Source organism: Aquabacterium sp. OR-4 (assembly GCF_025290835.2).
In the GTDB taxonomy this organism is placed as follows: Bacteria; Pseudomonadota; Gammaproteobacteria; order Burkholderiales; family Burkholderiaceae_C; genus Pseudaquabacterium.
Window position 1 is genome coordinate 305,644 of sequence record NZ_JAOCQD020000001.1, and the last position, 13,904, is coordinate 319,547.

Below are 13,904 nucleotides of genomic sequence, written 5' to 3' on the forward strand. Positions count from 1 at the left end.
CAGACGAAAAAAAACCGCCGGGGTGAACCGGCGGTTTTCTGGGTGTTCGGTTTGCGGTGCTTACGCGCGCTTGCCTCTCCAGCCGCCGGTCAGGGGCGAGAACCAAAAGTAGGCAAAGAAAAATCGCGGGGCGCGCATGGGCGGCGAATGTAGCACGGGCGGGCTGACAGGCGCATGACGCGGGCGCAGCGGCGCCGGCCGAGCGCCCGGCCACCCAAAGCCGGCCGGCCAAGCCGCCCGCTGGGTGGCGGCGGCACCGCGCTGCCGGACGCGCCAGGTCACGCTGTGCCGCCCACGGTGAGGCCGTCGATGCGCAGCGTCGGCTGGCCCACGCCCACCGGCACGCTCTGGCCCTCTTTGCCGCACACGCCCACGCCGGTGTCGAGCTGCAGGTCGTTGCCGATCATGCTCACGCGCGTGAGCGCGTCGGGGCCGTTGCCGATGATGGTCGCGCCCTTCACGGGGTAGAGGATCTTGCCGTTCTCCACCCAGTAGGCCTCGCTGGCCGAGAACACGAACTTGCCGCTGGTGATGTCGACCTGGCCGCCGCCGAAGTTGGTGGCGTAGACGCCGCGCTTGATGCTGGCGACGATCTCGTCCCTGGTCTTGTCGCCGGCCAGCATGTAGGTGTTGGTCATGCGCGGCATCGGCACATGGGCGTAGCTCTCGCGGCGGCCGTTGCCGGTGGGCTTCACGCCCATCAGGCGGGCGTTCATGCTGTCCTGGATGTAGCCCTTGAGGATGCCGTCCTCGATCAGCACATTGCGCTGGCTGGCATGGCCTTCGTCATCCACATTGAGGCTGCCGCGGCGGTCGGGGATGGTGCCGTCGTCGAGCACCGTCACGCCCTTGGCCGCCACGCGCTGGCCGATCTTGCCGCTGAAGGCGCTGCTGCCCTTGCGGTTGAAGTCGCCTTCCAGGCCATGGCCCACGGCCTCGTGCAGCAGCACGCCGGGCCAGCCCGGGCCCAGCACCACGGTCATCTGGCCGGCCGGCACCGGGCGCGACTCGAGGTTGGTGAGCGCGGCGTTGACGGCCTGGTCGACGTACTGGGTCAGCAGCTCGTCCTGGAAGTAGCCCAGGCCGTAGCGGCCACCGCCGCCGCCCGAGCCGATCTCGCGGCGGCCGTTGCTCTCGGCGATCACCGTGACCGACAGGCGCACCAGCGGGCGCACATCGGCGGCGCGGGTGCCGTCGGCGCGGGCCACCAGCACCACGTCGTATTCGGCGGCCACGCCAGCCATCACCTGCACCACACGCGGGTCACGCGCGCGGGCCATGCGCTCGACCTTCTCGAGCAGGGCCACCTTCTGCGCGCTGTCGAGGGTGCCGATCGGGTCGGTGCTGGGGTACAGCGCGCGGCTGGCGGCCACCTTGGCGGCGCGGCCCACCTGGATGCGCTTGCTCTGGCCGGCCGCGGCGATCGAGCGCACGGTGCGCGCGGCGTCGAGCAGGCTGGCTTCGGAGATGTCGTCGCTGTAGGCGAAGGCGGTTTTTTCGCCGGCCACGGCGCGCACGCCCACGCCCTGGTCGATGCCGAAGCTGCCGCTCTTGACGATGCCTTCTTCCAGGCTCCAGCCCTCGTGGCGGGTGATCTGGAAGTAGAGATCCGCGTCGTCGACACGGTGCTGGCCGATCACTGCAAGCGCATTCGCGATCTTGGCCTCGTCGAGGCCGAAGGGATCGATCAGCAGTTGCTGCGCGGTGGCTAGCCGCTCGAGGGTGGGTTCGCGCGAAATCATCGGGCCATTGTAGGAGCCGGGGTGTTTTGGCGCTGGGCCGAAATGGCGCGCAACAGCGGCCGGATGGCCGGGCCGCCAAGGCCCTCGGCGCAGGGCTGGCGGCCGGCAATTGCTTGACCAAGGCAATCATTTGATTGACGATGGCAAGCATGACCTGGCCTGAACCCCCGCCGCCGCCCGACCCGGCGACCGCCCGTGCCGCCGATGCCGTTGACGCCCCCGATGCCGCCGCCATTGCCGCGGTGCGGCGCTTCAACCGCTTCTACACCCGGCACGCCGGCGTGCTGGCGCCGTACCTGGGCAGCCCGCTCACGCTCACCGAGGTGCGTGTGCTGTACGAGCTGGCGCACCAGCCGGCGCCGGTGGCCAGCCAGCTGGCCCGGGCGCTGGGGCTGGATGGCGGCTACCTCAGCCGCATCCTCAAGCGCTTCGAGCAGGCCGGCTGGCTGCAGCGTGCCAGCAGCACCCGCGATGCGCGGCAAAGCCTGCTGAGCCTCACCGCCGCCGGGCAGGCGGTGCTGGCGCCGCTGCAGCAGAAATCCTGCGACGAGGCCGCGGCCCTGCTGGCCCCGCTGCCGGTGGCCGACCGCCAGGCCGTGGTGGCGGCCATGGGCCGGATCGAGGCCTTGCTGCAGCCGGCCGCCGCCGGCAACGGCCGCGCCCTCACCCGCACCGCGCTGCTGCGCGAGCCGGTGCCGGGCGACCTGGGCTGGGTGGTGCAGCAGCACGCCGAGCTGTACGCCCGGGAACACGGCTTCGACAGCCGCTTCGAGGGCCTGGTGGCCGGCATCGTGGCCGACCATGTGCGCCAGTTCCAGCCCGGCTTCGAGCGCTGCTGGATGGCCGAGCTGGACGGCCAGCGCGCGGGCTCGGTGTTCGTGGTGCGGCAGTCGGCGCACACGGCCCAGCTGCGCCTGCTGCTGCTGCGCCCCGAGGCCCGTGGCCTGGGCCTGGGCGGGCGGCTCACCGACGCCTGCATCGCCTTCGCCCGCCAGGCCGGCTACCGCGAGATGGTGCTGGGCACCCAGCGCAGCCTCGAGGCGGCGCGCGCCATCTACGCCAGCCGCGGTTTTGTCTGCGTGGCCAGCGAGCCGCACAGCGACTACGGCACGCCGCAGGTGGCCGAAACCTGGCGCCTGGCCCTGGCCTGAGCGGTTGTGGGCTGCGCGGGCCCCTGGCGGTTTGGCGCGACGCGCCGCACCGGTGGATGCGTGTACAGGTGGGTGTGGCCGCGCTGCCTGACCGCCCCGAGCCTGCTCGCGACGAAACCCACTCAGCCTCTGAGGTGAGTGCCCGCTCAGCAGCTGGTGGGCGCTGCGCCTTCGTCGTGGCCGCCGTCGCCAACATCGCCGCCGCCGCCGCCGCCGCCGCCGCCGCCGCCGCCGCCGCCGCCGCCGCTGTCGCTGTCGCCGTCGCCGTCGCCGTCGCCGTCGCCGTCGCCGTCGCCGTCTGTGGCGGCGTCATCCGTGTCATCGGCCGCCCGCGCCGCATCCCGCAGCGCCAGCGCACGCGGGTACAGCGCATTGCGCGCCACGCCGGTGGCCTCGGCGGTCAGGGCCACGGCCTGTTTCAGCGGCAGTTGCTGCAGCAGCGGCACCAGCAGGCGTTCCACCGCCGCGGGCACCGTGCCCGCGGCACCGTCGTCGGCCGGTGGCTGGGCGTGCAGCACCAGCACGAACTCGCCGCGCTCGCGGTTGGCGTCGTCGGCCAGCCAGCCGGGCAGGGCCGCGGCCGGGCGGGTGACGATGGTCTCGAACTGCTTGGTCAGCTCGCGCGCCAGCGTCACGGGGCGCGCCGGTGCGGCCTCGGCCAGCTCGCGCGCCAGCGTGGTGATGCGGTGCGGCGCCTCGAACAGCACCTGGCAGCCGGCATCGGCCAGCAGCGCCTGCAGCGCGGTGCGGCGCTCGCCGCCCTTGGCCGGCAGAAAACCCACAAAGCGGTAGCCCTGGGCCAGCGCATCACCGGCCGCGCTGAGCGCCGTGGTGGCGCTGCTGGCGCCGGGCAGCGGCAAGACGCGGTAGCCGGCCTCGGCCACCGCGGCCACCAGCACCGCGCCAGGGTCGCTGACCGCCGGCGTGCCGGCATCGCTGGCATAGGCCACGCGCTCGCCGGCGGCCAGGCGCGCGATCACGCCCTGCGCGGCGGCACGCTCGTTGTGCTGGTGCAGCGGCAGCAGGGGCTTGTCGAGCCCCAGGTGGCGCAGCAGGCCGCCGGTGACCCGCGTGTCCTCGCAGGCCACGGCGTCCACCAGGCCCAGCACATGCAGCGCACGCAGGGTGATGTCGGCCAGGTTGCCGATTGGCGTGGCCACCACGTACAGTGCCCCGGCGGGGTATTGCTGGCCGCCGGCCGCGGCGGCGGCGGCCTGGCGAAGCAGGGTGGCGTCGATGTTCAAGGCGTGGGGCCGGGGCGGCGGGTCGGGCGATCGGGGCGGAAGCGAGGGGCGCACCACCAAGGCGGTGGGCGACGATGCCGAGGCGCGGGCTCTGGCCCATCTGCAGGCCCAGGGCCTGACGCTGCTGGCGCGCAATTATCGGCTGGCCGGTGGCCCGCGCCAGCGCGGCGCCGAGATCGACCTGATCTGCCGCGAGCGCGACGGCACCCTGGTGTTCGTGGAGGTGCGCGCGCGGCGCAGCGCTGGCCACGGCGGCGCGGCGGCCAGCGTGGGCCATGGCAAGCAGCAGCGCATCGTGCGGGCCGCCCAGCACTACCTGCTGCGCTTTGACCGCCTGCCGCCGTGCCGCTTTGATGTGGTGGCCATCGACGGCGGCGAGATCGCCTGGCTGCGCGGCGCCTTCGAGGCCTGAACCAGTTCGGTGCGCGCGCGGCGCGGCTTGACCGGGCGGCAACGGCCGCGACACCCCGGGCACTTATCATCGCGCACCATGCTTGAGCAGCGAATCCAGCAGCATTTCTTCGAGAGTGCCGACCTGCAATACCAGGCCGCCGAGGCGCTGGGCCGGCCGATCGCCGAGGCCGCGCAGGCCCTGGTGGCCGGCCTCACCGCTGGCGGCCGCGTGCTGCTGGCCGGCCTGGGGCCTTGCGCCGCACTGGCCCAGATGGGCGCGGCGGCCCTCACCGGCCGCTTCGAGCGCGACCGCCCGGGCCTGGCCGCGCTGGCGCTGGGCGCCGATGCCGTGGCCCTGGCCAGCCTGGCGGCCGACGGCGGGTTGGATGGCGTGCTGGCGCGCCAGATCGACACCCTGGGCCAGCCCGGCGATCTGCTGCTGCTGATCGACCCCGAGGGCGACGCGCCGGCCCTGCTGGCCGCCGCCGCCGCTGCCCAGGGCAAGGACATGACCGTGATCGCGCTCACCGGGCGCACCGGCGGCGCGCTGCGTGGCCTGCTGGGCGAAACCGATGTGCTGGTGGCCGTGCCGCACGAGCGCCGCGCGCGCGTGCTCGAGGTGCAGCTGCTGCTGCTGCACTGCCTGTGCGACGCGATCGATCTGCAATTGTTGGGTGAACAGGATTCCGCATGACCCGTCGTTTTTCGCCCCTTCCGCGCAGCCTGCGCTCCCCTGCCGTGCTGGCCGCCCTGGTGGGCGCCTTGCTGGCCGGCGGCTGCGCCGCGCCGCTGGTGGTGGGCGGCGCCATGGTGGGCACCGCGCTGTCGGTGACCGACCGCCGCACCACCGGCGCGCAACTGGAAGACCAGGCCATCGAGCTGAAGACCATCAGCCGGGTGCGCGAGGCCGTCGCCGACCGCGGCCACGTCAACACCACCAGCTACAACCGCAGCGTGCTGATCACCGGCGAGGTGCCCAGCGAGGCCGACCGCCAGGCGGTGGAGCAGGCCATCGCCCGCATCGAGAACGTGCGCAGCACGGTCAACGAGCTGGCCCTGGCGGGCAACAGCTCGCTGGGCTCGCGCACCAACGACGGCGTGCTGACCAGCAAGGTGAAGGCCACCTTCATCGACGCCAAGGACCTGCAGTCCAACGCCATCAAGGTGACCACCGAGCGCGGCACGGCCTACCTGATGGGCATCGTCACCGAGCGCGAGGCCGCCCGCGCCACCGAGCTGGCCCGCTCGGTGGGCGGCGTGACCAAGGTGGTGCGCGTGTTCGAGGTGATCAGCGAGGCCGAGCTGGCCCAGCTGCAGCCACCCGCAAAAAAGTAAGCAGACAGCGGTCCAGCCCAGTGCTCGCCGCGGACCCGGCATGGCCGGTCCGCCATCGACCGCCCCCTTGACGGGGAGGTGGCGAGGCCGCTTCGGGGGGGGGGCCTACTTCAACCGCTTGATCAGGCTGCTGGTGTCCCAGCGGTGGCCGCCCAGGCCCTGCACGTCGCCGTAGAACTGGTCGACCAGGGCGGTCACCGGCACGCGTGCGCCGTTGCGGCGGGCCTCGTCGAGCACCAGGCCGAGGTCCTTGCGCATCCAGTCGACGGCAAAGCCGAAGTCGAACTGGTCGTTGACCATGGTCTTGCCGCGGTTGTCCATCTGCCAGCTCTGGGCCGCACCCTTGCCGATGACCTCGAGCACCTGGTGCATGTCGAGCCCGGCCTTCTGGCCAAAGGCGATGGCCTCGGCCAGGCCCTGCACCAGGCCGGCAATGCAGATCTGGTTGACCATCTTGGCCAGCTGGCCGGCGCCGCTGTCGCCCACCCGGGTGACGGCACGCGAAAACGCCATGGCCACCGGCTGCATGGCCGCAAAGGCCGTGGCATCGCCGCCGCACATCACGGTGAGCAGGCCGTTCACCGCGCCGGCCTGGCCGCCCGACACCGGTGCGTCGATGAACTGCAGCCCGGCCGCCAGCGCGGCGGCGGCCAGCTCGCGCGCCACCTCGGCCGAGGCGGTGGTGTGGTCGACGAACACCGCAGCCGGCGCCATGCCGGCCAGGGCGCCGTCCGGCCCCAGCAGCACCGAGCGCAGGTCGTCGTCGTTGCCGACGCAGGCGAACACGAAGTCGGCGCCGGCCACCGCCTCGCGCGGCGTGGCGGCGCAGGCGCCACCGTGTTCGGCCACCCAGGCCCGGGCCTTGGCGGCGGTGCGGTTGTAGACCGTGACCTGATGCCCGGCGCGCGCCAGGTGCCCGGCCATCGGCCCGCCCATCACGCCCAGGCCCAGAAACGCCACCCGGCGCGAAGCAATCGGTTCGTAGGTCTTGGTCATGGCGATCAGCGAGCGAGTTGGCAACGCGGCGCATTGTCACGCCGGCCCGCCCCTCACCAGCCTGCACAAACGCCATCGGCCCGCCAAAGCACGCAGACCAACGCAGGCCACGACCCGTCCCCGGCGGGACAGGCTGCCAAAGGCAGCCAGGCAAACGCATGACGCGGTGTGGCGCTTGCCCCCGGAGGGGACAGGCTGCCAAAGGCAGCCAGGGGAACGCATGGTGCGGTGCCGGCGCATTCCCCCCGGAGGGGACAGGCTGCCAAAGGCAGCCAGGGGAGCGCGCCGGTGTCGGAAGGGCCGGGCGAGGACGGGTTGCCCGGCCTCGTCCGGTAGCCCCCTCGGGGGGCCGGCGCCAGGCGCCGGGGGGCTCAAACGATCGTGAAATGCTCCGTGCCCGCCGAGAGGTCGCGGCTGCGCGCCCGGTTGCTGTGCAGCTTGACCTGCAGGCGCAGGTCGTTCACCGAGTCGGCGTTGCGCAGCGCGTCTTCGTAGCTCACCTCACCGGCCTCGTACAGATCGAACAGCGCCTGGTCGAAGGTCTGCATGCCCAGTTCGCGGCTGCGCTTCATCAGATCCTTGATCTCGGCCACCTCGCCCTTGAAGATCAGGTCGCCGATCAGCGGCGTGTTCAGCAGGATCTCCACCGCCGCGATGCGGCCCTTGCCTTCCTCGCGCGGCAGCAGGCGTTGCGACACCAGGGCCTTGAGGTTCAGCGACAGATCCATCAGCAGCTGCTGGCGCCGCTCTTCGGGAAAGAAGTTGATGATGCGGTCGAGCGCCTGGTTCGACGAGTTGGCGTGCAGCGTGGCCAGGCACAGGTGGCCGGTCTCGGCAAAGGCCACCGCATGCTCCATGGTCTCGCGGTCGCGGATCTCGCCCATCATGATCACGTCGGGCGCCTGGCGCAGCGTGTTCTTCAGCGCCTGCTCCCAGCCGTCGGTGTCGATGCCCACCTCGCGCTGGGTGACGATGCAGTTCTTGTGCGCATGCACGAACTCCACCGGGTCTTCCACGGTGATGATGTGGCCGTAGCTGTTCTCGTTGCGCCAGTCGATCATGGCCGCCAGCGAGGTGCTCTTGCCCGAGCCGGTGGCCCCCACCATGATCACCAGGCCGCGCTTGCTGGTGGCCACCTCCTTGAGCACCGGCGGCAGGTTCAGGCTGTCGATGGTGGGCAGCACCTGCGGGATGGTGCGCATCACCATGCCCACATGGCCCTGCTGCATGAAGGCATTGACGCGAAAGCGCCCGATGCCATGCGGCGCGATGGCGAAGTTGCACTCCTTGGTGCGCTCGAACTCGGTGGCCTGGCGCTCGTTCATCACGGCGCGCGCCAGCACCAGGGTGTGCTGGCCGGTGAGCGGCTGCGGCGACACGCGGGTGACCTTGCCGTCCACCTTGATGGCGGGCGGAAAGTCGGCGGTGAGAAACAGATCCGAACCGCCGCGCGTGCTCATCAGGCGCAGCAGGTCGTTGACGAATTTCGAGGCTTGTTCGCGTTCCACGGCGCCGGACTCCCTGGCTGCTCAATTCGGGCGATTGTCGGGGAATGGCCGAGATTCACCCAGGGAAGTTCTCAGGGATCTTGGCCTTGGCACGGGCCTCTGCCGGGCTGATGATGTTGCGGCGCACCAGGTCGGCCAGGTTCTGGTCCAGGGTCTGCATGCCCAGGTTCTGGCCGGTCTGGATCGACGAGTACATCTGCGCGATCTTGTTCTCGCGGATCAGGTTGCGGATGGCCGGCGTGCCGATCATGATCTCGTGCGCCGCCACGCGGCCCGTGCCGTCCTTGAGCTTGCACAGGGTCTGCGAGATCACCGCGATCAGCGATTCGGACAGCATCGCGCGCACCATCTCCTTCTCGGCGGCCGGAAACACGTCGACCACGCGGTCGATGGTCTTGGCCGCGCTGCTGGTGTGCAGGGTGCCGAACACCAGGTGGCCGGTCTCCGACGCGGTGAGCGCCAGGCGGATGGTCTCGAGGTCGCGCATTTCGCCCACCAGGATGGCGTCCGGGTCTTCGCGCAGCGCGCTGCGCAGCGCGTTGCTGAAGCTCATCGTGTGCGGCCCCACCTCGCGCTGGTTGACCAGGCACTTCTTGCTCTCGTGCACGAACTCGATCGGGTCTTCCACCGTCAGCACATGGCCGTACTCGTTCTCGTTGAGGTGGTTGACCATCGCCGCCAGCGTGGTGCTCTTGCCCGAGCCGGTGGGGCCGGTCACCAGCACCAGGCCGCGCGGGCGCAGCGCCAGGTCGGCAAAGATCTTGGGCGCGCCCAGCTGCTCCAGCGTGAGGATCTTGCTGGGAATGGTGCGGAACACCGCACCCGCGCCGCGGTTCTGGTTGAAGGCGTTGACGCGAAACCGCGCCAGGCCCTGGATCTCGAACGAGAAGTCGCACTCGAGCGTGTCTTCGTACGCCTTGCGCTGGGCGTCGTTCATGATGTCGTAAACCATCGCGTGGACCTGCTTGTGGTCCAGCGGCTCCACGTTGATGCGCCGCACATCGCCGTTGACGCGGATCATCGGCGGCAGCCCGGCCGACAGGTGAAGATCGGAGGCCTTGTTCTTGACCGAGAAGGCCAGCAGCTGGGTGATGTCCATGGTGTTGCCTGGGGTAGGCTCGCGGTGATTTCGTCGCGCCCGCGGCCCCTGTCGATTGGATCGGGATGGGTTGCCCGGGAGCGCGCGCCGCCCCCTCTGATTGATTATGACCAGCGTTATCGGCAACCTGCAGCAAGTTCAACAACGAATCGCCGCGGCCTGCGCAGCGGCCGGCCGTCCGGTGGACGAGGTCACACTGCTGGCGGTGAGCAAGACCTTCCCGGCCGAGGCGGTGAGCGAGGCCTTTGCCGCCGGCGCGCGCAGCTTCGGCGAAAACTACGTGCAGGAGGCGCTCGACAAGATCGCCACGCTGGCCGATCTGCGCCGCCAGCTGCAGTGGCACCTGATCGGCCCGCTGCAGAGCAACAAGACGCGGCCGGTGGCCGAGGCCTTCGACTGGGTGCATTCGGTCGATCGCCTGAAGATCGCCCAGCGCCTGGCCGAGCAGCGCCCGCCGCCGCTGGGGCCGCTGCAGCTGTGCCTGCAGGTCAACATCAGCGGCGAGGCCAGCAAGAGCGGCGTGTTGCCGGCCGAGGCCGCGGCCCTGGCGCTGGCCGTGACGGCGCTGCCGGCCGAACGGGTGCAGCTGCGCGGCCTGATGGCCATTCCCGAGCCGGCGGGCGATGCGGCGGCGCAGCGCGCGCCGCACCGCGCGCTGCGCGAGCTGATGGCCGCGGTGAATGCGCAGCTGCAGCAGGCCGGCCGCGCCAGCCGGCTCGACACGCTGAGCATGGGCATGAGCGCCGACCTCGAGGCCGCGATTGCCGAGGGCGCCACCCTGGTGCGCGTGGGCACGGCCATCTTCGGCGGCCGCAGCGCACCGCCGCGTGGCGAGCCTTCGCCCTGCAAATGGGGCGGCGCCGGCGCCTGAGTGGCTGGCATCCGTTTCGCTGCGGGCTGCCCCGGTGGCCCTGGCGGGGGACGGCGAAGCGTCGCTGCCAGCCCACGCCCGCTGCATTTGCGGCGCAGGCAGCGCACAAAGTCACAGTCGCTCGGGTGTGAACAAAGGTAACTTCGCCGCGACGCGGACAGTCCCGGTGTGGCCGCGCACGCCCGCCGGGCCCCGGCCGCCCGATGCCGCGCCGATCCCATGCCGTTTGCCCTGATGCCCGTGATGCCGATCCAGAGCCCCCGGATCCTGTTGCCGCCCGGTCGCCGCGCATGAGCGGCCGGCCGGCGCAGGCCAGCGCCTGGGCGCGCCTGCATGCGGCGCTGATGCCCGACTACAACCGCGCCGCCACGGCGTACTGGTGGGCGGTGGTGCTGGCGGGCGCGGGCGTGCTGGTGTTCAACCTGGTGGCGCTGGCGGCGCTGCCGGCGCTGAGCTGGCTGGCCATCGGCCTGGGCGCCGCCTGCGCGGTGCTGGCGGGGCTGTTTCCGGTGCGCATCCCGGGCACCCGGCAAAGCTTCGTGGCCAGCGAGGTCTGCCTGTTCCTGCTGCTGCTGGCGCTGGGCCCGGCCGCGGCGGCGCTGGCGGCGGGCGCCGAGGCCCTGGTGGGCTCGTGGCGCACCTCGCGGCGCTGGACCAGCCGCATCCTCAGCCCCGCCGCCGGCATGCTGGCCATGAGCGCCAGCGGCACGCTGCTGCAGCTGGCGCTGGCCCGCTGGCCGCGCCCCGGTGCGGCCGCTCTGGTGCTGCTGATGCTGGGCGTGGCCGCCGCCTACTTCGTGCTGGGCACGCAGCTGGTGGCCGCGGTGCCGCGGCTCAAGCGCGGCGAGCCCATGCTGCAGTGGCGCAGCCACCTGGCCGCCTTCCGCTGGGTGGGCGTGGCCTATGCCGGCAGTGCGGCGGTGTCGGCGCTGCTGCTGCTCACCTACCGGCAGTCGGGCATCGGCGTGCTGATGGCCGTCGTGCCGGTGCTGGGCCTGCTGCTGCTGGCGCTGCATTACTACTTTCTGCAGCAGGAGGCCGCCGAGGCCATGCGCGGCGTGGCCGAGCGGGCCGCGGCCGACGCCGCCGGCCACCTGCGCGCACTGCGCGCCAGCGAGCGGCGCTTTCACAGCGCCTTCACGCAGGCGGCCATCGGCATGGCGCTGCTGGACGGCCAGGGCCGGCTGCAGCAGGTCAACCCGGCCTTGCGCAGCCTGTTCGGCCTGGGCGAGCAGGAGCCACTGCCCGAAACCCTGCAGCAGCTGGCCCATCCCGAAGATGCCGAGCGCCTGGCGCGGCACCTGGCGGCCACCGCGGCGCCGGGGCCCGCCGAGCCGGTGGAGGCCACCACCCCGGCCGCGCCTGGCACGCCCGTGGCACCGGACACAGCCGGCGCGGGCCCCAGCTTCCAGGTCGAGCTGCGCTGCCGCCACCGCGATGGCCGCACGCTGTGGGTGCTGGTGCACGGCGCACCGTTTGCCGAAAGCAGCGCCCGGTCGGACGGGGGGGACGACGAACCGCCGGCCCAGGGCGCGGGCGGCGTCAACGGCTTGGCGGCGCCCGGGCCGGACGCCGCCGCGCCGCGGCTGATCGTGCAGCTGCAGGATGTCAGCGCGCGCCGCCAGGCCGAGGCCGGCCTGCAGCGCCTGGCCTTTCACGACAGCCTGACCGGCCTGCCCAACCGGCGCCAGTTTCTGGAGGTGCTGGACGCCGCGGTGGCGCGTGCGCGGCGCGACGCGGGGGCCGGCTTTGCGCTGATGTTCGTCGACTTCGACCGCTTCAAGCTGGTCAACGACAGCCTGGGCCACACCGCGGGTGACGAGCTGCTGGTGCAGCTGGCGCGCCGCATCCAGGGCCATCTGCGGCCGTCGGACGTGGTGGCGCGCCTGGGCGGCGACGAGTTTGCGCTGCTGCTGCCACTGCCGCATGCGGCCGATGCGGCAGTGGCCGAGCATGACGCGCTGCCGCTGGCCGAGCGCCTGCTCGACGCGCTGCGCCGCCCCTTCGAGGTGGCCGGCCACCGCCTGGCCGCCGGCGCCAGCATCGGCATCACCTTCAGCAGCCAGGGCTATGACACGGCCGAGCAGGCGCTGCGCGATGCCGACACCGCGATGTACGCCGCCAAGGCCGCCGGCCGCGGGCGCTGGGCGCTGTTCAACGACGGCCAGCATGCGCGCGTGTCGCAGCGCCTGCGCATGGAGCTCGAGCTGCGCCAGGCGCTCGATGCCGGCGCGCTGCAGCTGGTCTACCAGCCGCAGTTCAACCTGGCCAGCGGGGCGCTCATCGGCTTCGAGGCGCTGCTGCGCTGGCAGCACCCGGTCGACGGTGCGATCGGCCCGGCGCAGTTCATTCCGGTGGCCGAGGAGTCGGGCCTGATCGCGCCGCTCACCGACTTTGTGCTGCGCCGGGCCTGCGGCCAGCTGGTGCAGTGGCAGCGCCAGCAGCCCGATTGCGCCGGGCTGGGCATCAGCGTCAACGTGTCGGGCCTGGACGTGGTCAGCCGCAGCCTGCTGGCACGGGTGCAGCAGGTGCTGGACGACACCGGCCTCGACCCGCGCCGGCTGACGCTGGAGCTGACCGAAGACGCCGTGATGGCCCACCTGGACGCCGCCCAGGCCAACCTGCAGGCCCTGCGCGCGCTGGGCGTGCAGTTGTCGGTGGACGACTTCGGCACCGGCTACTCCTCGCTCAGCCGCCTGGCCCAGCTGCCGATCGACAGCCTCAAGATCGACCGCGCCTTCGTGCGCGACATGGCCCGGGGCAGCAACGAGGCGGCGGTGGTGGCGGCCGTGGTGCAGCTGGGCAGTGCGCTGCGCAAGACCGTGGTGGCCGAGGGCATCGAGACCCCGGACCAGGCCGAGCAGCTGCGCCAGCTGGGCTGCGGCCTGGGCCAGGGCTTCCACCTGGCGCGGCCGCTGGGCGCCGAGGCCACCACCGCCTGGCTGCGCGGACAGGCCGCCGGCGCGCGCCCGACCCTGCAATAGCCGGGCTCTGCGCGGGGCGCGCCGCCGGGCAGCGCCGCCGCCGGCGGCGGCGGCTAGATCGGCAGCAGCGTGGTGTGCTTGACCTCTTCCATCACCGCATAGGTGCGGGTCTCGCGCACGCCGGGCAGGGTCCAGATCACCGTGCCGATGAACTCGCGGTAATGCGCCATGTCGGCCACGCGGGTCTTGAGCAGGTAGTCGAAGCCACCGGCCACCAGGTGGCATTCCAGGATCTCGGGGCGCACCTGCACCGCGGCGCGGAAGTTGTCCATCACGTCGTGCACCGTGCGGTCGAGCAGCACCTCCACGAACACCAGCAGCCCGGCGCCCAGCTTGGCCGGGTTCAACCGCGCCTCGTAGCCCAGGATGTAGCCCTCGCGCGTGAGGCGCTTGACCCGCTCGAGCACCGCGGTGGGCGACAGGTGCACCGCCTCGGCCAGCTTGAGGTTGCTGATGCGGCCATCGGTCTGCAGCTGGCGCAGGATGCGCAGGTCGATCTTGTCGAGGTGGCGCTCGGGGGCGCTGTCGTCGTCGGCGGTCGCCATGGGCGGTTCGGGCTGGGGGTGGTTCGGCGCCGGGCT

At 72.2% G+C, this 13,904-nt stretch carries 12 protein-coding genes; 6 read left to right on the forward strand and 6 right to left on the reverse strand.

What is annotated here, in order from left to right; genetic code table 11:
• Positions 1 to 278: 278 nt before the first annotated feature.
• A complete protein-coding gene (gene tldD / locus N4G63_RS01225) occupies positions 279 to 1,742 on the reverse strand; it encodes a metalloprotease TldD (RefSeq protein WP_260789200.1) in 1,464 nt (487 codons plus the stop codon).
• 140 nt (positions 1,743 to 1,882) lie between these two features.
• Here tldD and N4G63_RS01230 point away from each other — a divergent pair, with 140 nt between their 5' ends.
• Complete coding sequence (locus tag N4G63_RS01230) at positions 1,883 to 2,893, forward strand: bifunctional helix-turn-helix transcriptional regulator/GNAT family N-acetyltransferase (protein WP_443111991.1); 1,011 nt, start codon at positions 1,883 to 1,885, stop codon at positions 2,891 to 2,893.
• A 146-nt stretch (positions 2,894 to 3,039) separates the two neighbouring features.
• On the opposite strand, the gene rsmI is transcribed toward N4G63_RS01230, so the two are convergent.
• The gene (gene rsmI / locus N4G63_RS01235) at positions 3,040 to 4,137 is read right to left on the reverse strand and encodes a 16S rRNA (cytidine(1402)-2'-O)-methyltransferase (RefSeq protein ID WP_314599249.1); all 1,098 of its coding nucleotides are present in this window, start codon (positions 4,135 to 4,137) and stop codon (positions 3,040 to 3,042) included.
• On the opposite strand from rsmI, the gene N4G63_RS01240 reads away from it, so the two are divergent.
• The 3 genes from N4G63_RS01240 (at position 4,130) to N4G63_RS01250 (ending at position 5,865) form a co-directional block, all read left to right on the forward strand.
• Positions 4,130 to 4,549 (forward strand): YraN family protein, encoded by a 420-nt coding sequence (locus N4G63_RS01240; protein ID WP_260789197.1) that lies wholly within the window; start codon positions 4,130 to 4,132, stop codon positions 4,547 to 4,549. The two genes, rsmI and N4G63_RS01240, sit on opposite strands and share 8 nt — an antisense overlap.
• A gap of 78 nt (positions 4,550 to 4,627) precedes the next feature.
• Complete coding sequence (locus N4G63_RS01245) at positions 4,628 to 5,224, forward strand: SIS domain-containing protein (protein ID WP_260789195.1); 597 nt, start codon at positions 4,628 to 4,630, stop codon at positions 5,222 to 5,224.
• Complete coding sequence (locus tag N4G63_RS01250) at positions 5,221 to 5,865, forward strand: BON domain-containing protein (protein WP_314599250.1); 645 nt, start codon at positions 5,221 to 5,223, stop codon at positions 5,863 to 5,865. The genes N4G63_RS01245 and N4G63_RS01250 overlap by 4 nt, the downstream gene beginning before the upstream one ends.
• Before the next feature lie 105 nt (positions 5,866 to 5,970).
• Here the strand turns inward: N4G63_RS01250 and N4G63_RS01255 are convergent, their stop codons facing one another.
• From N4G63_RS01255 to N4G63_RS01265, 3 genes are all read right to left on the reverse strand, one after another.
• On the reverse strand, positions 5,971 to 6,861 hold the full coding sequence (locus tag N4G63_RS01255; RefSeq protein WP_260789192.1) for an NAD(P)-dependent oxidoreductase: 891 nt from the start codon (positions 6,859 to 6,861) through the stop codon (positions 5,971 to 5,973).
• 371 nt (positions 6,862 to 7,232) lie between these two features.
• Positions 7,233 to 8,369 (reverse strand): PilT/PilU family type 4a pilus ATPase, encoded by a 1,137-nt coding sequence (locus tag N4G63_RS01260; RefSeq protein ID WP_260789190.1) that lies wholly within the window; start codon positions 8,367 to 8,369, stop codon positions 7,233 to 7,235.
• A gap of 55 nt (positions 8,370 to 8,424) precedes the next feature.
• Positions 8,425 to 9,468 carry a type IV pilus twitching motility protein PilT gene (locus N4G63_RS01265; RefSeq protein WP_260789189.1) on the reverse strand — a complete coding sequence of 348 codons (1,044 nt, stop codon included), beginning with the start codon at positions 9,466 to 9,468 and terminating at the stop codon, positions 8,425 to 8,427.
• 106 nt (positions 9,469 to 9,574) lie between these two features.
• Here N4G63_RS01265 and N4G63_RS01270 point away from each other — a divergent pair, with 106 nt between their 5' ends.
• Positions 9,575 to 10,339, forward strand: coding sequence for a YggS family pyridoxal phosphate-dependent enzyme (locus tag N4G63_RS01270; protein WP_260789188.1), 765 nt, complete (start codon positions 9,575 to 9,577; stop codon positions 10,337 to 10,339).
• Between the two features lie 290 nt (positions 10,340 to 10,629).
• Positions 10,630 to 13,323 carry a putative bifunctional diguanylate cyclase/phosphodiesterase gene (locus N4G63_RS01275; RefSeq protein WP_314599251.1) on the forward strand — a complete coding sequence of 898 codons (2,694 nt, stop codon included), beginning with the start codon at positions 10,630 to 10,632 and terminating at the stop codon, positions 13,321 to 13,323.
• A gap of 53 nt (positions 13,324 to 13,376) precedes the next feature.
• Here the strand turns inward: N4G63_RS01275 and N4G63_RS01280 are convergent, their stop codons facing one another.
• Complete coding sequence (locus tag N4G63_RS01280) at positions 13,377 to 13,868, reverse strand: Lrp/AsnC ligand binding domain-containing protein (protein ID WP_314599252.1); 492 nt, start codon at positions 13,866 to 13,868, stop codon at positions 13,377 to 13,379.
• Positions 13,869 to 13,904 lie beyond the last annotated feature (36 nt).